Origin of the sequence: Acinetobacter sp. FDAARGOS_558 (genome assembly GCF_003937785.1) — a bacterium.
Lineage (GTDB): Bacteria > Pseudomonadota > Gammaproteobacteria > Pseudomonadales > Moraxellaceae > Acinetobacter > Acinetobacter baumannii.
Genome location: NZ_RKJH01000001.1, coordinates 523843 through 545515 on the forward strand (window position 1 = coordinate 523843; position 21673 = coordinate 545515).

The 21673-nt window shown below is 36.8% G+C and carries 26 protein-coding genes; 15 read left to right on the forward strand and 11 right to left on the reverse strand.

Going from position 1 to position 21673, the window contains the following annotated elements; translation table 11 throughout:
- Nucleotides 1-72: 72 nt before the first annotated feature.
- Nucleotides 73-2169, reverse strand: coding sequence for a TonB-dependent receptor (locus tag EGT34_RS02430; protein WP_024437560.1), 2097 nt, complete (start codon nucleotides 2167-2169; stop codon nucleotides 73-75).
- Between the two features lie 238 nt (nucleotides 2170-2407).
- Here EGT34_RS02430 and EGT34_RS02435 point away from each other — a divergent pair, with 238 nt between their 5' ends.
- Genes EGT34_RS02435 through EGT34_RS02445 form a run of 3 tightly spaced genes read left to right on the forward strand, consistent with a single transcriptional unit; the run spans nucleotide 2408 to nucleotide 4371 of the window.
- Nucleotides 2408-3412, forward strand: a complete 1005-nt coding sequence (locus tag EGT34_RS02435; RefSeq protein WP_000246660.1) for an adenosine kinase — start codon at nucleotides 2408-2410, stop codon at nucleotides 3410-3412.
- A 16-nt stretch (nucleotides 3413-3428) separates the two neighbouring features.
- Nucleotides 3429-3737, forward strand: a complete 309-nt coding sequence (locus tag EGT34_RS02440; RefSeq protein WP_000134203.1) for a Rieske (2Fe-2S) protein — start codon at nucleotides 3429-3431, stop codon at nucleotides 3735-3737.
- A gap of 25 nt (nucleotides 3738-3762) precedes the next feature.
- Nucleotides 3763-4371, forward strand: coding sequence for an OB-fold-containig protein (locus EGT34_RS02445; RefSeq protein ID WP_000753036.1), 609 nt, complete (start codon nucleotides 3763-3765; stop codon nucleotides 4369-4371).
- Nucleotides 4372-4659: 288 nt separating this feature from the next.
- On the opposite strand, the gene EGT34_RS02450 is transcribed toward EGT34_RS02445, so the two are convergent.
- Nucleotides 4660-5482, reverse strand: a protein-coding gene (locus EGT34_RS02450; protein WP_076611894.1) for an IS5-like element ISAba27 family transposase whose coding sequence is annotated in 2 segments (ribosomal slippage) — nucleotides 4660-5100 and nucleotides 5102-5482 — 822 coding nt in all. Because the reading frame shifts where the segments join, the coding sequence is not laid out codon by codon here.
- A gap of 158 nt (nucleotides 5483-5640) precedes the next feature.
- Here EGT34_RS02450 and cydP point away from each other — a divergent pair.
- The 5 genes from cydP to EGT34_RS02475 are packed head-to-tail and all read left to right on the forward strand — an operon-like array spanning nucleotide 5641 to nucleotide 8978.
- Nucleotides 5641-5835, forward strand: coding sequence for a cytochrome oxidase putative small subunit CydP (gene cydP, locus EGT34_RS02455; RefSeq protein WP_000053889.1), 195 nt, complete (start codon nucleotides 5641-5643; stop codon nucleotides 5833-5835).
- Entirely contained in the window at nucleotides 5835-7421 is a 1587-nt protein-coding gene (locus EGT34_RS02460; RefSeq protein ID WP_000622649.1) for a cytochrome ubiquinol oxidase subunit I, read from the forward strand. Before cydP ends, EGT34_RS02460 begins: the two co-directional genes overlap by 1 nt.
- Entirely contained in the window at nucleotides 7418-8563 is a 1146-nt protein-coding gene (gene cydB, locus EGT34_RS02465; RefSeq protein ID WP_000575161.1) for a cytochrome d ubiquinol oxidase subunit II, read from the forward strand. The genes EGT34_RS02460 and cydB overlap by 4 nt, the downstream gene beginning before the upstream one ends.
- Nucleotides 8564-8576: 13 nt before the next feature.
- Entirely contained in the window at nucleotides 8577-8678 is a 102-nt protein-coding gene (cydX, locus tag EGT34_RS02470) for a cytochrome bd-I oxidase subunit CydX (protein WP_000270276.1), read from the forward strand.
- On the forward strand, nucleotides 8679-8978 hold the full coding sequence (locus EGT34_RS02475) for a cyd operon YbgE family protein (protein ID WP_085916945.1): 300 nt from the start codon (nucleotides 8679-8681) through the stop codon (nucleotides 8976-8978).
- Nucleotides 8979-8990: 12 nt separating this feature from the next.
- On the opposite strand, the gene EGT34_RS02480 is transcribed toward EGT34_RS02475, so the two are convergent.
- From EGT34_RS02480 to EGT34_RS02505, 6 genes are all read right to left on the reverse strand, one after another.
- On the reverse strand, nucleotides 8991-9515 hold the full coding sequence (locus tag EGT34_RS02480) for a GNAT family N-acetyltransferase (protein ID WP_000593798.1): 525 nt from the start codon (nucleotides 9513-9515) through the stop codon (nucleotides 8991-8993).
- Nucleotides 9516-9587: 72 nt separating this feature from the next.
- A complete protein-coding gene (locus EGT34_RS02485) occupies nucleotides 9588-10259 on the reverse strand; it encodes a DUF2057 domain-containing protein (protein WP_000175347.1) in 672 nt (223 codons plus the stop codon).
- 225 nt (nucleotides 10260-10484) lie between these two features.
- On the reverse strand, nucleotides 10485-11081 hold the full coding sequence (locus EGT34_RS02490; protein WP_000102943.1) for a nitroreductase family protein: 597 nt from the start codon (nucleotides 11079-11081) through the stop codon (nucleotides 10485-10487).
- Between the two features lie 189 nt (nucleotides 11082-11270).
- Nucleotides 11271-12377 (reverse strand): signal recognition particle-docking protein FtsY, encoded by a 1107-nt coding sequence (ftsY, locus tag EGT34_RS02495; RefSeq protein WP_001187342.1) that lies wholly within the window; start codon nucleotides 12375-12377, stop codon nucleotides 11271-11273.
- A gap of 107 nt (nucleotides 12378-12484) precedes the next feature.
- On the reverse strand, nucleotides 12485-12811 hold the full coding sequence (locus EGT34_RS02500; RefSeq protein ID WP_000955082.1) for a hypothetical protein: 327 nt from the start codon (nucleotides 12809-12811) through the stop codon (nucleotides 12485-12487).
- A 100-nt stretch (nucleotides 12812-12911) separates the two neighbouring features.
- Entirely contained in the window at nucleotides 12912-13271 is a 360-nt protein-coding gene (locus EGT34_RS02505; protein ID WP_000185571.1) for a hypothetical protein, read from the reverse strand.
- A gap of 215 nt (nucleotides 13272-13486) precedes the next feature.
- On the opposite strand from EGT34_RS02505, the gene EGT34_RS02510 reads away from it, so the two are divergent.
- The 3 genes from EGT34_RS02510 (at nucleotide 13487) to EGT34_RS02520 (ending at nucleotide 15103) form a co-directional block, all read left to right on the forward strand.
- Nucleotides 13487-13720 (forward strand): hypothetical protein, encoded by a 234-nt coding sequence (locus EGT34_RS02510; protein ID WP_000616034.1) that lies wholly within the window; start codon nucleotides 13487-13489, stop codon nucleotides 13718-13720.
- A gap of 436 nt (nucleotides 13721-14156) precedes the next feature.
- Nucleotides 14157-14531 carry a DUF2750 domain-containing protein gene (locus tag EGT34_RS02515; RefSeq protein ID WP_001087274.1) on the forward strand — a complete coding sequence of 125 codons (375 nt, stop codon included), beginning with the start codon at nucleotides 14157-14159 and terminating at the stop codon, nucleotides 14529-14531.
- Nucleotides 14532-14671: 140 nt separating this feature from the next.
- Entirely contained in the window at nucleotides 14672-15103 is a 432-nt protein-coding gene (locus EGT34_RS02520; protein ID WP_000156920.1) for a CBS domain-containing protein, read from the forward strand.
- Nucleotides 15104-15153: 50 nt separating this feature from the next.
- On the opposite strand, the gene EGT34_RS02525 is transcribed toward EGT34_RS02520, so the two are convergent.
- The gene (locus tag EGT34_RS02525; RefSeq protein WP_000129949.1) at nucleotides 15154-16362 is read right to left on the reverse strand and encodes an aspartate aminotransferase family protein; all 1209 of its coding nucleotides are present in this window, start codon (nucleotides 16360-16362) and stop codon (nucleotides 15154-15156) included.
- A 227-nt stretch (nucleotides 16363-16589) separates the two neighbouring features.
- On the opposite strand from EGT34_RS02525, the gene grxD reads away from it, so the two are divergent.
- The gene (gene grxD / locus EGT34_RS02530) at nucleotides 16590-16931 is read left to right on the forward strand and encodes a Grx4 family monothiol glutaredoxin (RefSeq protein ID WP_000138830.1); all 342 of its coding nucleotides are present in this window, start codon (nucleotides 16590-16592) and stop codon (nucleotides 16929-16931) included.
- Nucleotides 16932-16977: 46 nt separating this feature from the next.
- Here grxD and EGT34_RS02535 read toward each other — a convergent pair whose 3' ends face one another.
- Complete coding sequence (locus EGT34_RS02535) at nucleotides 16978-17301, reverse strand: hypothetical protein (protein ID WP_000121841.1); 324 nt, start codon at nucleotides 17299-17301, stop codon at nucleotides 16978-16980.
- A gap of 240 nt (nucleotides 17302-17541) precedes the next feature.
- Here EGT34_RS02535 and EGT34_RS02540 point away from each other — a divergent pair, with 240 nt between their 5' ends.
- Complete coding sequence (locus EGT34_RS02540; RefSeq protein WP_000954523.1) at nucleotides 17542-18444, forward strand: LysR family transcriptional regulator; 903 nt, start codon at nucleotides 17542-17544, stop codon at nucleotides 18442-18444.
- Nucleotides 18445-18495: 51 nt separating this feature from the next.
- Here the strand turns inward: EGT34_RS02540 and map are convergent, their stop codons facing one another.
- Complete coding sequence (gene map, locus EGT34_RS02545) at nucleotides 18496-19290, reverse strand: type I methionyl aminopeptidase (protein WP_001202781.1); 795 nt, start codon at nucleotides 19288-19290, stop codon at nucleotides 18496-18498.
- Nucleotides 19291-19642: 352 nt separating this feature from the next.
- Between map and brnQ the strand changes: the two genes are divergently transcribed.
- Both brnQ and EGT34_RS02555 read left to right on the forward strand, forming a co-directional pair.
- The gene (gene brnQ / locus EGT34_RS02550; RefSeq protein WP_001186685.1) at nucleotides 19643-20944 is read left to right on the forward strand and encodes a branched-chain amino acid transport system II carrier protein; all 1302 of its coding nucleotides are present in this window, start codon (nucleotides 19643-19645) and stop codon (nucleotides 20942-20944) included.
- A gap of 191 nt (nucleotides 20945-21135) precedes the next feature.
- A complete protein-coding gene (locus tag EGT34_RS02555) occupies nucleotides 21136-21555 on the forward strand; it encodes a GlcG/HbpS family heme-binding protein (RefSeq protein ID WP_000838065.1) in 420 nt (139 codons plus the stop codon).
- Nucleotides 21556-21673: the final 118 nt, after the last annotated feature.

A 21673-nucleotide genomic window follows, 5' to 3' on the forward strand; every position in this document is an offset into this window, starting at 1 on the left:
TAATACTATCTATATCCTACACGACAAATAAAAAAGCTCATCGAAATGATGAGCTTTTTAGAGTTTTTTTAATTAAAAACGATAGCGAAGTGCAACTTGAGCATTTAAAGGATCGCCCATCATGTTCGAATCATTTGCTCCACTATGACCTGACACAAAATAATCGCGATCAAACAAGTTATTTAAGTTTAAGTTCACATCATAACGTTCACTTTGATAACCTAACGCCGCATTTACAACTGCATATCCCGGTAAAACGTTTTTGTTGTCTGGCGCACTAAAACGTGATGATTCACCACGACCACCCACAGCTGCATACCAATGATCATTAATTTGATATTTTAACCATAAGTTAGCAGTATTGTTTGGCGTGAGCGCAGAATGATTGCCTGTAAATCCGATAGTCGATTTTTCAATCTTACCATCCATATACGAATAACCAGCCAATACTGACAATTGATCGGTCAACTGACCTGTTAATGAAAGCTCAACACCTTTGGTTTTTTGCTCACCTGCCAACAATGCTTGATTTGGGTTTGCTGGATCTTGGTTTTGAATATTAGTTTGGCTCATCTCAAACAAAGCCAAGGTTACATTCAACTGATCATTTACATCCCACTTTGCACCGATTTCATAGTTTTCAGTTTTTGTTGGCCTTAAGTCATCACTGTTTTGATAAAAAACAAATGAATCAGCCAAAGGTTGGAAAGAGCGGTTATAAGAAGTATAGAGTGAAAGGTTGTTTACTGGCTGGTAGACCACTCCAATTCGTGGAGAATAAGTATTGTCAGTACGGTTTAAATCTAAATTCGTGCTCGTTTTATCATCACGATCTTGCGATAGATTGTCATAACGTAAACCCACTAAAACTTTAAGCTGATCTGTCACTGTCATTAGGTCTTGCAGATACACGCCGTAGTTTTCAAAAGTATTGCTATTGTTATTACGTGCAGTTGTAGTTCCTGTATTAATAGGCGTCCAATACTCTAATTTAGGATTATATAAATCAGTGGTTGTTTTAGCACCTTGCCAAAGTATCTCATCTTTATGCTGCTTGCTATATTCAGCACCAATTAAGGTATTGTGCTTTAAAAAACCTGTATTAAATAAAGCGCTCAACTCTTGTTGAACATACACACCATCTTCATTACGTAAGCGTTTATTCTGGGTTAAAGTAATTTTTGACTTATCAGCAGCTGGATGTGAATCTACACTATATTGACGATCAAGTGAGTAGTTATAGTGGCGAACTGCACCATGATACTTAAAATTATCATTAAACTCATGGTCTAAGCTGATAGTTTGGCTTGAGATTTCAGTGTCAACATCCCCAACCTCTTTACCATTTAAAGCGCCATAAAAAGTTTTAGGATTTGTTTTAACAGGTTTACCTGTAATCGGGTCTGTTGGGAAACCTTGATCTGCCAAACGGTTATCATGCAAATAGTCGGCCTGAAGTAAAAGTTTGGTTTTATCAGTAATATCCCACTGTACAGATGGAGCAACCGCTTGACGTTTTAAAAAAGCCTGATCACGATAACCATCTGAATCTTCAACTGCACCAGTTAGGCGAACCTTAACATTCTCTGCGACTTTTTCATTTACATCGACTTCTGCGCGGCGTTGTCCTGTTGTACTACCAATCAGGCTCACTTCACGCAAAGATTGATCCATTGGTTTTTTATTAATCTTGTTAACTAAACCACCTGCTGAACCACGTCCATATAATACCGAAGCAGGCCCTTTTAAAACTTCGATCCGCTCTACATTCGACATATCGCGAAAATACAATGCGTCATCGCGAATACCATCTACATAGTTATCAGTGATTGCAGAGAAACCACGAATCATGACCTGATCACGTTGTCCATCTCCTACACTAAAGCTTAAACCTGCAACGTTTTGCAAGGCACCTTGCATAGAGGTGACTGTCTGTTCTCTTAAAACTTGTTTAGGTACAACATTTACAATTTGAGGGACATCTTTTAATTGCATAAGTCCTTTAGTTGCACTTGATGCTTGCCCCACTTCTTGTTTTAAACTGATTTCCTTATCAGCTTTGACTGAAATTATTGGAAGGTTGGTTACCGCCTGTTGATATGCTTCTAGAGCATATACATGGCTTGTCATAACCCCAACTGATGAAATAAATAAAACTGAACGCTTCATATAAGTTCGCTACGAAAAATTTCAGGCGAAGTTTCAATGAAACAGTATAGATTTGTAAATATTAGCAAGAATCATTATTAATTGATAATATTTATTAAAAAGATTATTTCAATTGCTTAGGCAAACAATAAAACTCTGCTAGCCGCTGAATAACCTGAATTTTATTCAACAAACTACAGCAAATATGAGCAATGGTGTAAACTTATCGATCTGATTTTATTATTCTGTGACAACACATATGGCAACTGTAGATCTTTTTGCAATTGGTAATGCATTAATCGACCAAGAATTTAAAGTTTCTGATGATTTTCTTAGTCAGCAAGGCTTACAAAAAGGCACCATGCAGTTGTCTGATGGTGAAACACAATCTGCCCTTTATGAAAAATTAAAACAAACTCAAGATTACAAAGGTCAAGCAAGTGGCGGCTCTGCTGCAAATACAACTGTAGCGTTTAGTGCATTAGGTGGTAGCGCATTTTATGGTTGCCGCGTTGGTCATGATGATTTAGGTGGAATTTACCTGCAAGGGCTAAATGATGCAGGCATCCAGACTACACCAAAGTCCATCAGTGAAGGTGTGACCGGTACTTGTATGGTTCTCATTAGTCCAGATTCTGAGCGTACTATGCATACCTATTTAGGTATTACCGCTGAGCTCTCTCAAGACCAAATCGATTTTGAACCATTAAAAACAGCAAAATGGCTTTATATTGAAGGCTATCTTTCTACAAGTGAAACAGCACGTAAAGCGGTAAAACAAGCTAGAGAAATTGCAAAAGCTCACGGCGTTAAAATTGCCCTATCTTTATCAGATCCTGCAATGGTTCAATACGCTCGTGAAGGCCTAGAAGAGCTTATGGATGATGGTGTGGATTTATTGTTCTGTAATGAACAAGAAGCCTTAATGTATACCAATACCACTACTGTTGAAGATGCACTTACTCAATTACGTTTTAAAAACCATACCGTTGTGATTACACAAAGTGCAAAAGGTGCTTTAGTTGCAAATCCAACTCACCATTTTCACGTCGCAGGCCGTCATGTTGAAGCTGTAGATACAAATGGTGCGGGTGATGCTTTTGCAGGTGCCTTCCTCTACGCATTAAACCATCATGAAGATTTAACTGCTGCTGCACAGTTAGCCATCTTAATTTCAAGTGAAGTCGTGTCTCAATTTGGTCCTCGTTTAGCCATTAATGACTATGCTAAACTTCTCGAAAATTTTCAGAAGGAATGTGCTTGAAATGGAAAGGATCTGTATGACGGAAGAAGTTCCTGAGCGTGAAGCTAGAGCTTTTGACACTTTACAAGGAACTACTATTTTCATTACACAGCGTGATGGCTCTTTCTACGCCTATCAGAATTTATGCCCACATTTGCAAACCGAACTTGAATATCTAGAAAACCAATTTCTAGATCAAGACCAAGAATATATCCAATGCTCAACCCACGGTGCTTTATTTAACGTGGAGACTGGTGAATGTATTTCAGGTCCTTGTTTAGGTGAGTTTCTAAATAAAGTTGAGATTAAGGTGCATTCAGATGGCGGTATTTATATCGTAGACTGAGATCATCAAAATTAGAGTTTCTACCATGGCTGATTTCTTTTTTAATTATTATCTTATGCCATTTCATTTAAGTGTTGTAGCTTTGATATTGCTCAGCGTGGTAGAAACTATTGGTATGTATGTTGGTTTACGGCCAAGCCAGCTATTAAAAAAAATTGCGCCAGTTTGGCTTACCAATTCCCCTTTGCTCAATGTTAAATTTTCTAAAGCTCTAATTTTTGTTTTTTTACTCATCAATTTCAGTTTTGCCGGTTATTTTTTACAGCTTTCTTTCTTTGCTATACAGCATTACTTTATCACGCCGTTTTACTTAATCATCCCTGCACTGGTCATCGCGATTTTCTTTACCGTATTTATGATTCACTGCCTTGATCAAGTCATTAAACCCAAGCTTACACATACCAACTATAACCTTTTAGGGCGTCTAGCAACTATTTCCAGTGGTAGTGCAAGACCTGGTTTTTCAGCACAAGCTCGTGTACGTGATGAGTTCGGACAACTGCACTATGTCCAGGTTGAACCTGAGTATGGTGAGTTAGAACTATATTCACAAGTCATTCTTATCAAAGTGCATAAAAGCCATTATGTTGCCAAGAAAATTTCTGTTTCGAATGACCTTTTCGCGCCTGATTAATTATTAATAATTCTTCTCGTCTTTAATTGCTTTTTAAAAGGTTTAATTATTGCCTTTATTTTACTGTTATTTTAATTGAATATTAAACCAACCATTTTAGTTAGAAATAAAAAGTACTTTATTATATCCAACCTTTTTAATCAGAATTAAATATAAATCAAACTATTTTAATCAACTTAATATTTTTATTTACAAGTGTTTTAGTTGGATTTAATAATCAATTCAAACTATTTTAGTCAGATATTTTATCAATAATTATTTAAATTATTAGACCTCTTGCGAAAGTCGTTATTGCAAGTTCATCCGATTTACCAGTGCAGCGATTAAGTTAATGCGTAAACCGAATCTTTTCCGTCTATTTCGATAGCGTTCACTTAATATTCTAAATGTTTTCAATTGACTATTAATATGTTCGATCACAACTCGTATTTTTCCAATCATTTTATTGTACTTTTTCTCAACATCAAATAAGGGTAAATTCTTCTTTTTCTTTATTGGCATCAATAATTTAAAGCCATCTTGCTCTAATCCGTAGTACCCTAAATCGGTCATAACATATTTACAATGTTTGAATTTTTTAACCGTTCTTCTTGCCAATTTAATGTCATGCTGACTGCCATTCGATATATCTAGCCCTATGATTTGTTTGCTGTTCGGATGATAGATCACTTGTGCTTTTAGCGTATGTTTCTTCTTTTTACCACTGTAGAACTTACTCTGATTTTTTTTTCGGACGTTCTATTGAACATTCTGTCGCATCAATAATGACCCAGTTAAACTGTTCGTCTGCTGTGGTAATGCTTCGTTTTGGCAGAGTAAACCGTCTTGATTTCATCAATGCATCTTCAACCTTTTTAATGGTTCGATTCACATTACTTTCAGCGATATGGTAATTTGCAGCCAACTCCAATTGAGTGCTGTAATTCCGTAAGTAATTGAGTGTTAATAATAATTGATCCTCTATAGCTAAAGTATGAGGACGCCCAGATTTCTTTTTAAGTGATTCTACTTCTTTTAAAACTTCGATCATTTCACTAAAAACTGGTCGAGGTACACCAACCAAGCGCTGGAATTCAGAATCTGAAAAACGATTTAATTTCTGATATCTCATGAAATTTAGATTGAGGTGGTTTTTACTTTCGCAAGAGGTCTATTAACCACATGATTTTTATTAAAAAAATAATTAAGTTTTTATTTAAAATATATTTATTGTTTATTTTTAATATATTTTGATTAATAATGAAATTAATATGTATCGAGGTTTATTTTATGAGCCTTAAAAATCTAGATATTAACTCCCGATTAATTAGAGAAATAGCAATTATTCTAATAATTAAAGTCGCGCTTCTCTTAACAATCAAACATATTTGGTTTGACGCTCCCACTATCCCCAAAAATTTTGACAATCAGGTCGCCGAGCATATTGCAGGCGATAACTCTTCCCACATTAAGGAGACACGTTGATGATTTCTGAAAGCGTGGTTGATCTTTCGCGGTTCCAATTTGCCATGACCGCAATGTATCACTTTCTTTTCGTACCTTTGACCCTAGGCCTTGCGTTTATTCTGGCTATTATGGAAACCACTTACGTTATATCTGGTAAAGAGATTTACAAGGATATGACTAAGTTTTGGGGAAAACTATTTGGTATTAACTTTGCCTTAGGCGTAACTACAGGCTTAACCATGGAGTTCCAGTTCGGAACAAACTGGGCATATTACTCTCATTATGTAGGTGATATATTCGGTGCGCCATTAGCAATTGAAGGCTTAATGGCATTCTTCCTTGAGTCTACATTTATCGGTCTATTCTTTTTTGGATGGGACCGCTTAAGTAAAGTTCAACATCTAGGAGTAACTTGGTTAGTTGCCCTAGGTTCTAACATGTCAGCGCTCTGGATTTTAGTTGCGAATGGCTGGATGCAAAACCCTGTAGGTGCAGCATTTAACTTCGAAACCATGCGTATGGAGCTTGTTGATTTCGGCGCACTTATTTTCAACCCGGTTGCACAGGTTAAATTTGTACATACTGTTTCTGCCGGATATGTAACAGGTGCGATTTTCGTACTCGCCATTTCAAGCTACTATCTACTCAAAAAACGTGACCTTCCCTTCGCACGTCGTTCATTTGCAATTGCTGCCATTTTTGGCCTTGCTTCTACACTTTCAGTAATTTTACTCGGTGACGAGTCGGGTTATGAACTAGGTGATGTTCAAAAAACTAAACTCGCTGCAATTGAAGCCGAATGGGATACTCACCCTGCTCCTGCTCCGTTTACTTTGTTTGGTGTACCAAACCATGAAGAAATGCGAACAGATTATGCAGTTAAAATTCCATACGCATTAGGCCTCATCGCCACTCGTTCAACTACGAAAGAAGTCACTGGTTTGAAAGACTTAATGCAACAGCACGAAGTTCGTATTCGTAACGGTATGCTTGCTTATGCTGAGCTTGAAAAATTACGTGCTGGTGATCGCTCACCAGAGTTATTAGCTTCATTTGAGAAAAATCAAAAAGACTTAGGCTATGGTCTACTTCTTAAGAAATATGCTCCGAATGTAGTCGATGCAAGCGAGCAGCACATTCAAGCAGCGGTAAAAGATACTATTCCGAATGTTACAGCTCTGTTTTTCTCTTTCCGTGCAATGGTTGCTTCTGGCTTCTTAATGCTGCTTCTTTTCATTTTAGCAACTTGGGCAGTAGCGAAAAGAAATGCTGAGAATAAACCTTGGCTACTTAAATATGCATTATTTGCCCTACCACTTCCGTGGATTGCTGCACAAACTGGTTGGTATGTAGCAGAGGGCGGCCGTCAGCCGTGGTCTATTGGTGAAATTTTACCTACGCACTTATCAGCCTCAAGTTTAAGTACGGGCGATGTGTGGGGCTCAATTCTCGCTCTAGCAGTGTTCTATACCGTACTTTTGATTATTGAAATGTACTTAATGATTAAGTTTGCTCGCTTAGGTCCAAGCTCACTTCACACTGGTAAATACCATTTTGAAAAACAAGAGCCAAAAGCAGCTGTTAATGGGGAGGCTTTATCATGATTGAATATGAACTCCTAAAAATCATATGGTGGGTGTTAGTTGGAGTCCTACTCATTGGATTTGCCCTAACCGATGGTTTCGATATGGGCTCAATGGCACTCATGCCTTTTGTTGGTAAAACTGATAACGAACGCCGTGCTGCTATTAATACAATCGCACCCCATTGGGATGGTAATCAGGTCTGGTTTATCACTGCTGGTGGTGCACTATTTGCAGCTTGGCCAATGGTATACTCGGTCGCATTTTCCGGAATGTATTGGGCCTTATTACTTGTGCTATTTGCCCTCTTCTTACGTCCTGTAGGTTTTGATTATCGTTCTAAACTTGAAAATACCCAATGGCGCAACTCTTGGGACTGGGGACTTTGTATTGGTGGTGCCGTACCAGCACTTGTTTTTGGTGTTGCCTTTGGTAATTTATTCTTAGGTATTCCTTTTAGTTTAGACAGTACATTACGCTCGGAATATTCAGGTAGCTTCTTTGCTCTTCTTAACCCATTTGCTTTAGTTTGCGGTATTATCAGCCTTTCTATGTTGTGTGCTCATGGCGGTGCTTGGCTTATGCTACGCACAGACGGTGACTTGAAACAACGCTCTGCTAAAGCAACTCAAATTATGGCAGCCATATTTTTAGTTTGTTTCCTTGTAATTGGGGCATGGTTGTACTTCGGTCAAGTCCCAGGTTATAGCTATGCTGCTGCAGTTGATCCAAACGCAGCACTTAACCCTTTAGCCAAAGAAGTAGTCACAAACAACAACCCAGGCTGGATGAATAACTACAGCAGCTATCCGATTACGAAAGTAGCTCCTGTACTGGCAATTTTAGGGGCAATTATTGCCTTCTTTACAGCATCAAAAGCCAAAGCGGGTTTAAGTTTTGCTGGCACAAGCTTAATGATTGTAGGTGCGATTTTAACTGCCGGTTTTGCACTCTTCCCATTTTTATTACCATCAAGTGTTAATCCAAACTCTAGCTTAACAATGTGGGATGCCGTATCAAGTCATCGTACTTTAGGGGTTATGACTGTTGCTGCATGCATATTCGTTCCGATCATTTTGATCTACACCAGTTGGTCATATTACAAAATGTGGGGCGTTATTACTAATAAACATATCGAGTCAAACTCGCATAGCCTGTACTAATAAGGAGAAGCAAATGTGGTATTTCGCATGGATTCTTGGAATTTTGATGGCATGTTTCGCGGGTGTATTGAGCGCTCTTTATATCGAACATCATCAAAATTTAGATGAGGAATAAATCATGGCAACCGCAATGACAGCATCAAATCAACGAAAAGCTCAAGCATTCGCAATGGCCATTTCATTTCTGTTGGCATTGCCGCTTGCTGTAATTTTACTGGTGCATCCTTCCCTCATGTTAGATGCAAACGGACACTACAATCATAGCCAGCTTATGCTGGTGATGGTGGGTATTTCCGGAGGCTTCATTTATGGGGTGGGTTTTGTGCCGCACTTCTGGTTATGGAAATGGTTGTTTAGTCCATGGATAGCTTGGCCTCTCATGCTTTTAGGCTATTACATCTGGTTTCTAACCTAAACAAAAAGGACCTCATTTGAGGTCCTTTTTCATTTCGATTAGTTTAATTGGTATAAGTGGTAATCCAACATTTGCGTCAAGCGGATATGGTTCATGATTACCTGTTTTTATATATCCGCGTCTTTCATAATAAGCAATTAACTCTGAACGCACATTTAAAACATACATAATTGCGCTGTCCAATTCAGGTACTTTGTGTAAAGCAAATTGTTCAGCATACTCCAAAACAGAACGCCCTATTTTCATATTCTGAACATGCGGATCTGTACAAAATGTTCCTATCTCAACTGTATTACTTTGAAATGTAAGACCAATACATGTAACAACTTTTGAAGAATGTATTTCTCCAATTAATAATACTGAATTAGGTAATTCTAATTGATGTTTCAATTGCTCTTTATTAATACGTTGCCCTTTTACATATTCAACTTCAGTAGTCCAGCTTCTACCTTGTTGTTCTCTATATGACTGATTAATCAACTCTACTAGTGTTGGGATGTCACTAAATTCTGCTAAACGGAAATTTAATTTGATCATAAATATACTTAGGCTATTTAAAATATTCTAAAAATAAAGCCGATATTAAATCGGCTTTATTTTGAATAGCAATTAATTCGACTGCTCAGCTAACCAAGCCATAAACTTTTGACGCTCTGCTTTAGAAGATTTTTTCCAAATTTCTGCCAAACGCTGATCATTAGTTTGTGCTACACCAGTAGCAGGCATAGTTGTTGCAACAGGCGCATTAGCTTGAGTCGTGGTAGGTTTTGCAGCTGCATACACAGCATCAGGTTGTTGTTTAGATGATTTAGTCGTGAAATCAGTAACCTTACCTAGCAATCCCGATGCAAACCACGGTCTTGCCTCATTATTGGCACCAGTTTGTTGAACAATTAACTCATTATTTGAATTATATAAAGCCACTGTAGGTTGCTCAGCATATTTTTTGGCTTGTTCAAATTGTTTTGGAGCATCTACCATTGCAAGCTTATAAGTTTGGCCATCTTTGAGCGCTGGAGTTTGAATGGTAACCACTCCTGACTTAACAATATCGTGTTCGCCACTTAAATGCTCAAAATATTCTTGATAACGTACACTTAGGCTTGTCTCACCAGCATCGACTTTATAATTATTTTTAGAAGAACGGAATAATCCAGAGTTGACTTCCTGACCATTCACCGCAAGGATTACGATTTCCTCTGGCGCTGTAATTGTAACTGCTGAAAATACTGAACCGCTGAGTAATAAACCCATCGCAGCGACACTTAATCTTAAAGTCATCTGTTCACGTCTCTGTAATATTTAATAGTTTGTAAAAACATGAGCAATATGCAATATGATTATGACGATTTTATGACAACCTTCTGTTTACAAAGCCGCCGCTCAAGCTTTTAAAATATTTTTTTGAATTCTAATAAACACCTATTTTATTGATCATTAATTTCTAACTAATTTTAAAAGCATAAAAAAAGAGTACCCTCTAGGTACTCTTTTCATCCACTCAATTTAGTTGAATGTTTTAAAACGATCTTCATCGCTAATAAATGCTTTTTCACCAGCTGGTGCTTCAACAGAACCAAATACAAGTTGAGCACGTAATTTCCAAGTTGCTGGAACATCAAATGCTTCAGCAGCATCAGCATCAACAATCGGGTTATAATGCTGTAATGATGCACCTAAACCAAGTTCTGAAAGCGCAGTCCAAGTCGCAAACTGAGCAATTGCACTTGAATGTTCAGACCAAACTGGGAAGTTGTCTGCATATAATTCAAATTGCTCTTGCAAGCTTTTAACAACAGCTTGATCTTCATAAAATAGTACTGTACCAACACCAGCAACGAAGCTATCAATCTTTGCATTTGTACCGGCAAAGGCATCTGCAGGAACAATTTTACGTAATGCTTCACGAACTAAATTCCAGAATTTAGCATGTGATTCACCATAAAGAGTAACAACACGTGAAGATTGAGAGTTGAACGCTGATGGGCTATGTTTAACCGCTTCACGAATAGTTTCTTCAATTTTTGTGCGATCTAATGCAACATTTTTACCAATTGCATAAATAGTACGACGGTTTTTAATTTTATCTAAGAAAGTAGACATTTTTTATTTCCTACCTATTTAATTGACCATGGGCCGTTGTTTGGGAATGAATATAGTCTATGGAACTCATTTCTTATAATCAGCATTAAAAATATGACAGTTCGTTTTATTTTCGCAACAATAAAAAAAGATATGGATATAAAAAAACCTCACTATTTTGTGAGGTTTTCTTTAAGTCTTGGCTAAAAATTATTTTTCAGTTTCAAATAGTGCTGCAACAAACGATTTCGCCGAGAATGGTCTTAAATCATCAATTTTTTCACCCACACCAATGAAACGAATTGGCACATGAGTACGACTAGCAATATTAAATAATACTCCACCTTTTGCTGTACCATCCAACTTAGTAATGGTAATACCTGTTAAACCGACAGCCTGATCAAATTCTTGTACTTGGTTGATTGCATTTTGTCCAGTACCCGCATCTACAACCAACATAATTTCATGAGGCGCTGTTGCATCAATTTTTTGCATAACACGCTTAACTTTCTTAAGCTCTTCCATCAAATTACTTTTGTTATGCAAACGGCCCGCAGTATCTGCAATCAGTACATCAATACCTTTAGCTCGCGCACTTTCAAAAGCATCAAAAATAACTGATGCACTATCGGCACCATGACCTTGAGCAACTACAGCAATATCGTTACGCTCACCCCAGATTTGCAATTGTTCAGTAGCAGCAGCACGGAATGTATCACCTGCCGCCAACATCACTTTTTTGCCTTCACCTTGTAAACGCTTCGCCAACTTACCAATTGTTGTTGTTTTTCCAACACCATTTACCCCAACCATTAAAATCACATAAGGTGATTTATTAGGGTCAATATGCAAAGGCTTCACACGTGGAGCAAGCAAAGCAACTAACTCTTCTTGCAAGGCTTTATAAAGTGAATGTGAATAGATCAAATCACCACGAGCAGTACGTTCAGTTAAGTTGGTAATAATCGTTTTTGTTGCATCAACACCAATATCTGCAACTAATAATTGCTCTTCGACTTCTTCAAGCAACTCATCATCAATTTCTTTCCCACCAATTAAGATATTAACCATACCATCGGTGAAATTACGACGAGTTTTGCTCAAGCCTTCTTTCATTCGTCCAAAGAAACCAGATTTTGGTTGCTCAGGTTCTGTAGAAGGTGCAGCCTCGACAACTTCTTCAGCTTTTACTTCTTGCTTAACAGGTGACTCAACGATAGGAACATCGATAGCAGGTAAATTAGGCAATGTGACATCGTCATCCCCGATCTCAGCATCTATCAAGAATTTATTTTGCATATTCGATTGTTGTTGCATGCCGATTCCTTGAAAAGCAGCGTGTTAAAAAACGGAAAGTTTAGCATAAATTCAAATTTTTGCCTGCTTCAATAGCGTGCAAAACCTTTTTGAAATAAAGACAATACTTATTGAGTATCTTCTTGCGCTAATGCAGGATATTGCTTGATGTGATCATGTTCAAACTGATAAGCATGCATTAACTTTAAATACTCTGCTCTATGAATTTCTGATTGAGCCATAATCAACTCGGCCATATCTTGAGTTCTTGGATAAGTAGCCTGTCGAGAAAGTTGCACAATTCGTTGATACTGTTCTGAATTCACAGGACGTAGTAATGCCAAATAAGACAGCATAAAAATACAGCCAATGATAATAATCACAACCAGATTAAAACATTGATCTGCCTTTAACTCAGACTTTAATTTAAGAAAATTTTCTTTGAATGTGAGCATGACCTACCTCTAATGAATGTAGTGTAGGGTTCAATGCACTTCAGCACAAGGTCAAAATCCAGTAAGGCTATTATTCTTTAACCTTACTGGATGACAATTGCTAGCCCATTAAGGAACGAATTACAGAGAAGTATAAAATTGCAGCAATAATAACTAATACTAATAGCATAGCAAAAATACTTAAACCTTCTTCTGCATCTGCTGGGTGCAATTCATCTTCATCTGCAATTTTTCTAAGTTCACCATCATAAACTTGATAGAACCAAGCTTTTTGATTAGGGTCTAATTGACGAGCATAGTCGAAAACCCGTTTCCTTTGTGCTAAACAATAATCCCCTAAATGTATTTCTTGATGGAAAATTGCTTCGTCTAATAATTTACGATGGTAATGGGCAAGTTCTATGATTTGCTCCTCTTTAGGAGGATTATCAAAAACAAAGCCATCAATAGTATTTGTCATAGTTATTCTCCTTGTCTTTTATTCTCATATTGATTTTACTCAAAATTATTTGTGAATAATGTTTAATCATGTATCCTAATAGTGAACTAATTGATGCTTCTCAATAGTTGACAAATCCATTAATTTGTAATATTAGTTTAACAATTCTAAGTTAAATTAGTTCAAAGGCAGTAGCCTTTAGAAAAAGTAATCATAATTACAATAAGGAGTTTTATATGATTCAACGTATCTCTCATCATGATTTAGAACATGTATACGCAACTGCGGTTAACACAATTCAGTCTCAAATGAATTTCCAAGATGCAGTTGCACAGTTAGAAGAAGTTGCTCGTGCTGGTCACGGTAAAGCTGCTTTGTTCTTAGCAGAACTATACTACCAAGGTTTCCGTGTTGAACGTGATTCCATGAAAGCACAATACTGGCAGAAACTAGCCACAATGCAAGCATAAAGAAACGTCACTTAGGTGGCGTTTTTTTTATACCTATAAAAAGTTCAATATAAATTAACCATAACTATATTTATCTTGCGCTTCGCCAAAGCTTTAGCCGCTTTGTCTTGCTCAGGTGGCGTTTTTTTATACCTGTAAAAAATTCAATATAAATTAACCATAACTATGTTCATCTTGCGCTTCACCAAAGCTTTAGTCGCTTTGTCTTGCTCAGGTGGCTTTTTTTTATACCTATACAAAACCAAAATTACCTATTTGCCTAAAGCTTTACTTCGCCACTTCAGTCGTGAATTAGAAAGTATCCCTTATCCAGCATTTATTTGTATAGATATTTCTACTCATCAATATTTGTTTACGATTTGACACCTGTTTAAACTGAAATGTCATGTGGTTCTCTTATAATAAGCAGGACAAGTTGAAAACCTTTAAATTTAAAATGAACAGTTTAAGTAATCTACAACCGGTTTCTAAAGACTTGATGATCAAGATTTATATTTTAAGAACCATGATGTACTGCGGGGTTCTGTGGGGACTATTTGATGAAGGCTGGGCCATTAAATCAGATCAGGAAGATTTTATTTTTCCGTTCTGGCTAAATGGAGTTCAAGCACATCGATATGCCAAAACTCATTGGCCTAATTACAAGCCAAGAAAAATTACCCCAAAAGACTTTCATGAATCTTTATTACCTACTTTAACACGGTTAAAAGTCACTCCTGCTTTATTTAACTCATCTCATCGCAAGTTGAAGTTATCTACACAGCAAATGCATCATTTCTTTTTTAATCATCCAAAATGGCAGGTAGCTTAAAGTTTCTTTGAGCTACCCAAGATAGCGTGCTTTTTGAACGCTTAAGCATAAAACTTATATTTGAATGACCAGCAAGTCTTTGCATTTTTCAAAAATCGAGCTAATTTAAATCAAAATGATAAAACAACAGGACAGAAGAAATGACTATCGTTGCACAAGTAATTAAGAACAAATCTGAACAAGCCATTTTTACAATTTCACCCGAAGCAACTGTCCTCGAAGCAATTACGATTATGGCCGAAAAAGGTATTGGTGCTTTAGTCGTAGCAGAAGGTGAACAAGTTGTTGGAATCCTATCTGAACGCGATTACACACGAAAAGTAACGCTTATGGAGCGCTCATCTTATAGCACTACAGTTGCTGAAATTATGACAGCAAAAGTGATTACGGTAGGTTTAAATAATACGGTTGAAGAATGTTTACAGCTCATGACCGATCGTCATTTACGTCACTTACCTGTATTAGATAATGGAAAATTGGTTGGTTTCATTTCAATTGGTGATTTGGTTAAAGCCGCTATGGAAGATCAGAAAGTTTTGATTGAACAATTAAAGCAATATATTTCAGGCTAAATACAAAAATAAAAATGGGCGATTAACGCCCATTTTTATTGTCCTTAAACTTAAAGATAATTCGTAATTAATGCGACTAAACGCTCTAGCAAAATATCAGCTTGAGCTTGTGTCATGTTAATTGGCGGTAATAAACGCACCACCGAACCTGCCGTAACGTTAATAATAAGTTTGTATTCATCACGAGCAATCGCAACGAGCTCAGCACAATCTTTAGGTAATTGGATACCAATCATCATACCGAAACCACGTACTTGCACGTTCTTATCCGACAATTGAGCACGTAATTGGTCAACAATATAATTACCCACTACTGCTGCATTCTCTACTGCATTTTCCTTCTGGATCGTATCAATTACCGTGTAAACCACACGAGAACCCAATACTGTACCGCCATAAGTAGAACCATGACTGCCAGGACCTAACAAGCCTACCGCTTTACCTTGAGTCATTACAGCACCCACCGGAAAACCGTTACCCAAACCTTTTGCTGTGGTCAAAACATCCGGAATAATATTTGTATGTTGATACGCAAAGTATTTACCAGTACGGCCATTACCAGTTTGGATTTCATCTAGCATCATTAACCAGTTATGCTGGTTACAAATTTGGCGAACTTCTTCTAAATAGCTAAATCCTTGTGGTGCAGTATTAATACCACCTTCACCTTGAATTGGTTCAATTAAAATAGCAACGATATCTGGATGCTGTAAGGCAGCCTCTTGGATGGCTTCAATATCACCAAATGGCACTCGAATAAAGCCTTCCACTAAAGGTGCAAAACCGTCTTGTACTTTCTTGTTACCAGTTGCTGAAAGTGTCGCCAAAGTACGACCATGAAATGACTGCTCAGCAACAATAATCTTTGGCAAGCTTATACCTTGTTGAGTACCAAATTTACGAGCAATTTTAATTGCCCCTTCATTTGACTCGGCGCCACTGTTTGAAAAGAAAATTTCTTCCATACCTGAAACTTCAGCAAGCTTTTGAGCAGCCGCAGTTTGCCAAGGAATTTCAAATAAATTGCTCGTATGCACGAGTGAAGCTGCTTGCTCTGCAATGGCTTCTGTAATAGCTGGATGAGCATGCCCTAAACCACATACAGCAATACCAGTGAGTGCATCTAAATATTCTGTACCATCTTGTGTATAAAGATACGCCCCTCGGCCTCGAACAAAACTGATCGCTTGGCGACCATAAGTAGCCATTAAATGTGTTGGTTGATCAGGTTGTACTGGAGCTAGGGTAATATCAGTCATCACGAACTCTGTCTGTATGAGGTTTTAAGAAGGGATTATATAAACAAAAACTTGCACTGATGAAAAGTCTCATCATTCATTTATCTAAAATTTCGTCTGCTTTTTGCTATCGCTTCGGTTTATACAATAAAATATTGAATATTCTGTGCAACTTTAAGCAACAAGGCGGTTTGCAAAGCGATGTGAACACCCCCTATAATGCTGCAAGATTAGTTGAGGATCTATTTATGACTGAACAAGCACGTGATACTGAAGCGTTAATTCGCGATCAAATTGCGAAGCATCCCGTTTTACTTTACATGAAAGGCACTCCACAGTTTCCACAATGTGGTTTCTCTGCACGTGCAGTAGAGGCGCTCAGTCAAATTGGTCGTCCATTTGCATATGTGAACATCTTAGAAAACCCTGATATTCGTGCAACTTTACCAAAAATTGCAAACTGGCCTACTTTCCCACAATTATGGGTAAACGGCGAGCTTATTGGTGGTAGCGATATCATGCTTGAAATGTTCCAAAATGGCGAATTAAAACCATTAATCGAACAATACAGCGCAGCTCCAGAAGCTTAATAATAAAAAAGCCAATCGAAAGATTGGCTTTTTTATACTTATAAATTTAACAATCACTTATACCGACATAACGAAATAGCCCATCTACACCAAGATCTGCTTTTAAAATAGTTAAATTTTTATAGGGTGTAGTAGTTATCGCATCAAAAATATTCATGTTCGGATCTTCATGTAACTCATCTACGTTTTGATTCATAACTTCTTCAAAACGGTCAGCAACAAATTCAAATCCTAAGTCCATTGCAATAAATACTGTATGTTCACAAGGTTGAACATATTGCTCTTGTGTCCAATCAATAATGGCAAGCTTACAAATCGGGCAAATAATATTAGCGGTTGCGTTCTCTAATTCAACTAACTGGTAAGACATATTATTTAAAAAATCGAGAAAAATATATTTTAGGAGAATTAGCTTATAAGCGCCATATTTGCCTATTAATTTAAGAGATTAAATTACAAAATAATTTAAATGTAATTACAATGAAATTTCAATTCATTTAACCATCTCTTTTAAGGTTTATTAATAAGCTTTTTACAAAAAATTAAAATCAAACTTTATCGTTGCAAAAATAATGTAAAATCTTTAGTGTTGCATAAATAGGATATTTTAATGCTCACAGATCTTGATGATTTTTATTGTTTTGCCCTTGTTGTTGAGCATGGTGGATTTAGTGCCGCCGAACGTGTTACGGATATTCCAAAATCAAAATTAAGTCGTCGTGTTTATAACTTAGAGGAAAATTTAGGGGTTCGCTTAATTCAGCGCAGTTCTCGTCATTTTGCAGTTACCGATATTGGTATGGATATTTATAGACACGCCCAAGTCATGATGAATGCCGCACAAGCAGCTCATGATTTGGTTGATCACTTAAGTATTCAACCAAGAGGTGTAGTCAAAGTAAGCGTTCCTGTAGATATAGCACAAAACCAGCTACCCAAAATTTTGCCAGCATTTTTAAAAAAATATCCTGAAATTCGATTACAACTTATTGTAAGTAATCGACGCGTTGATGTGATTAATGAAGGAATTGATATTGCTCTACGGGTCAGATCTAAACTAGATGATGACCCTAGTCTAGTACTAAGACAGTTTGCGCTAATAGAACAAAGTCTCTTTGCAAGCCAAGCTTATTTAAATGAGTTTGGTAATATTAAGTCACCTGATGAGTTAAGTGATCATCGTATTTTAAGCTTGTCTGAAGAGCATTTAGATCAACAATTTATATTGCATGGTCCAGACAACCAACTGAAGAAAGTGAAAGTTAGCCCAACTATCATGGGAACAAATATTTATATGCTTGCCCAACTTGCAAGTCAAAATTGTGGTATTGCCTTATTACCTGACACAGCAGCCGAGGATTTTGTAAAATCAGGTCAGCTTGTGCAAATCTTGCCAGATTGGAAAGCAGCCCACGGTATATTCCATGCTGTTTATCCGTCACGAAGAGGTTTACTGCCAGCTGTACGTGTATTTATTGATTATTTAGTGGAACATCTTTCAGAACATCCATAAATGAAAGCGACATAAAAAAGTTCGATAGATTATCGAACTTTTTTATGCATATTAAATTTCTGGATAATTTCCCACACCTTCGGGCCACGGCGTTAATAATTCAAACCCTGTATCTGTAACAGCAACCATATGTTCCCATTGAGCAGATAACGAATGATCTTGAGTAATTACGGTCCAGCCGTCATTTAACTCTTTTACCTGAGGTTTGCCTGCATTAATCATAGGTTCAATTGTAAAGACCATCCCTTTTTTCAAAACAAGACCTTGGCCGCGTTGTCCATAATGCAGAATATTAGGTTGTTCATGATAAACTTTACCAATGCCATGCCCGCAATATTCACGAACAATGCTATATCCTTCGCGATGAGCGACCGATTGAATAGCGTAACCAATATCCCCTAAAGTCGCCCCTGGTTTAACTACATGTATACCAGCGACCATTGCTTCATAAGTAGTTTCAACTAATTTTTTAGCATGTGGATTTACGTTACCGACATAGTACATACGGCTCGTATCACCAAAATAGCCATCTTTAATAATTGCTACATCAATATTAATAATATCGCCATCTTTTAAAATTTTATTTTGAGAAGGGATACCGTGACATACCACTTCATTGACTGAAGTACATATTGTTTTTGTGAATCCATGATAACCCACATTAGCCGGTATAACTTTTAAAGTATTTACGATGTAATCATTACAAATATTGTCTAAATATTCAGTTGTTACACCTGGCTTGACATACTCCCCTATCATTTCTAAAACTTGTGCAGCCAAACGCCCAGAAACTCTTAATTTTTCTAGATCTTGTTCAGTTTTAATTGTAACAGTAGAAGCTCTCATTCAATTTTATCCTCGTAGGCACTGCTTTTATCACGCCTACAAAAATGTTAGTTAATTTAGAATATTGTAGAATGGATATAGGATAGGCGGAAAGCTTTAAATGTCCAAATATTCAACATTCATAATAGAAATTTATATTTTCATTTTTACACAATTTCTTTAAAAAGTCAGACCTAAAAAATGTTTTCTTTATTTCTTTCAATGAGTTTTCAAGTAGATAACTTAACCAGTTGATATTTTTAGTATCTCTGGATAATTGATACGGCCTAAAAAAAAGCTTTTTCACATAAAATAGCGCTTGATCATGATCTCTTTTGCTCTAAAATTCTTTCTTTTTTGTTAAATTTAATTTATGCAACAGCTTCGTACCGGAGATATTATTGCCTTAGGTTTTATGACCTTTGCCCTCTTTATTGGGGCTGGTAATATTATCTTTCCTCCCATTGTCGCTCAACAAGCTGGTGATCATGTATGGCTAGCTGCCATAGGTTTTTTGATTACTGCCGTTGGCTTACCTGTAATTACCATTATGGCCCTCTCTCGTATGCAGGGTTCCATCGAAATTATTAGTTCACCGCTAGGTCGTATCGCAAGTCTGATCTTAACTGTAGTTTGTTATCTATCAGTTGGCCCTTTATTTGCTACACCACGCACCGCAACAGTTTCTTATGAAATTGGTTTCTCATCTTATTTTGGAACGTCTAGCAGTAGCCTTTTAATTTACAGTGCAATTTACTTCGCATTTGTAACTGTCGTTTCTTTATATCCGAACAAGCTTTTAGACACAGTTGGACATGTTCTAGCTCCTCTGAAAATTATCGCTTTAGCAATTTTAGGTATTGCAGCGGTTATGATTCCTGCGGGTTATGTTCCTGCTCCAATTAATCATTACGTTAACTCTCCTGTTTCAGAAGGTTTCGTAAATGGTTATCTCACCATGGATACTTTAGGTGCCTTAGTATTTGGTATCGTCATTATTCAAGCGATCTATTCGCGTGGTGTTACTGATAACAAGCTAGTAACCAAGTATGCAATTATTGCCAGCCTTATTTCTGGTGTAGGGCTTACTCTAGTTTACTTAAGCTTATTTAAATTAGGTTTGGGTAGCCATGAAGTCGCTCCTAATGCAGCAAATGGTGCTGTAATCCTACATGCATATGTTCAACATGCTTTTGGGAACATGGGTTCACTCTTCTTAACAGGTCTCATTTTCTTAGCATGTATGGTTACTGCAATTGGCTTAACTTGTGCATGTGCTGAATATTTCGCTCAGCTTACTAAGTTGCCATATAAGCTTTTAGTTTTCATCTTAGTTGGTTTCTCTTTCATTATTTCCAACCTTGGATTGACTAAGCTAATTGCCGTATCAGTACCTGTCTTGAGTGCAATTTATCCGCCTGCAATTGTAGTTATTATGCTCAGTTTCTTCTGGAAATTTTGGCATAAACCATCTTTTATTGTCGGTTCAGTAACAAGCATTGCTTTAATTTTCGGAATTATTGACGGGCTTAAGGTTGCAGGCTTTGGTGATTACCTCCCTAATTTCCTTCAACACTTACCGTTAAATGAACAAAACTTGGCATGGTTGATCCCATCTTTAGTTGTTCTTGTAGTGACTACTCTTATCGACAAAGTTAAACATAAAAGCATTTAATCTGATGTTTTTTTGAAATCGAGTTTTACCCAAACATGATTTTATATATTGAATAAAATGCTGCGTTTACCCAACCAGCATTTTATTTCTAACATCAGCATTTAGTGACAATTCAACTATAGATATAATTAATTTTTACTGTAATATTACACTAAAATAATTTTTAGCTTACTCAGGAGAGAAGAGCATAAATGAAAAGTAAATATTATTTAACATTAGCAGATGCTGAGTTTTTAATGGAAGAAGCTCAGAAATATGCAATTGAACACAACTTTAAAGTCAGTATAGCCATTGTTGATGAAACAAGCTCTTTATTACTTATGAAACGTCTAGATGGCGCTTCTCCTCTCACCACGCATCTTTGCTTAGAAAAAGCTAAATGCTCATCAATGAGCGGTCGTCCTTCAAAATTTTACGAAGAACTTCTTCAAAATGGTCGCCTTGGTTTCTTGAGTATGCCAAGTGCTCAAGGTATGCTAGAAGGCGGAAAAGCGATTATTTATGAAGGCCAGATTTTAGGCGCGATTGGTGTTTCAGGTGTTCAATCTTTTGAAGATGCTGAAATTGCTCAACACGCTATTGATGTTTTTTTAAAAAAACAAAGTAGCTAAAGCAAATTTAAAGAACAGAGAAATTATTACACTTTTCATTTAAATAATTTCTCTTTTCTAAAAAAGTAATTATTTTATACAAAAATGTTTAATATTTACTTTTTTAATACCTTAACCA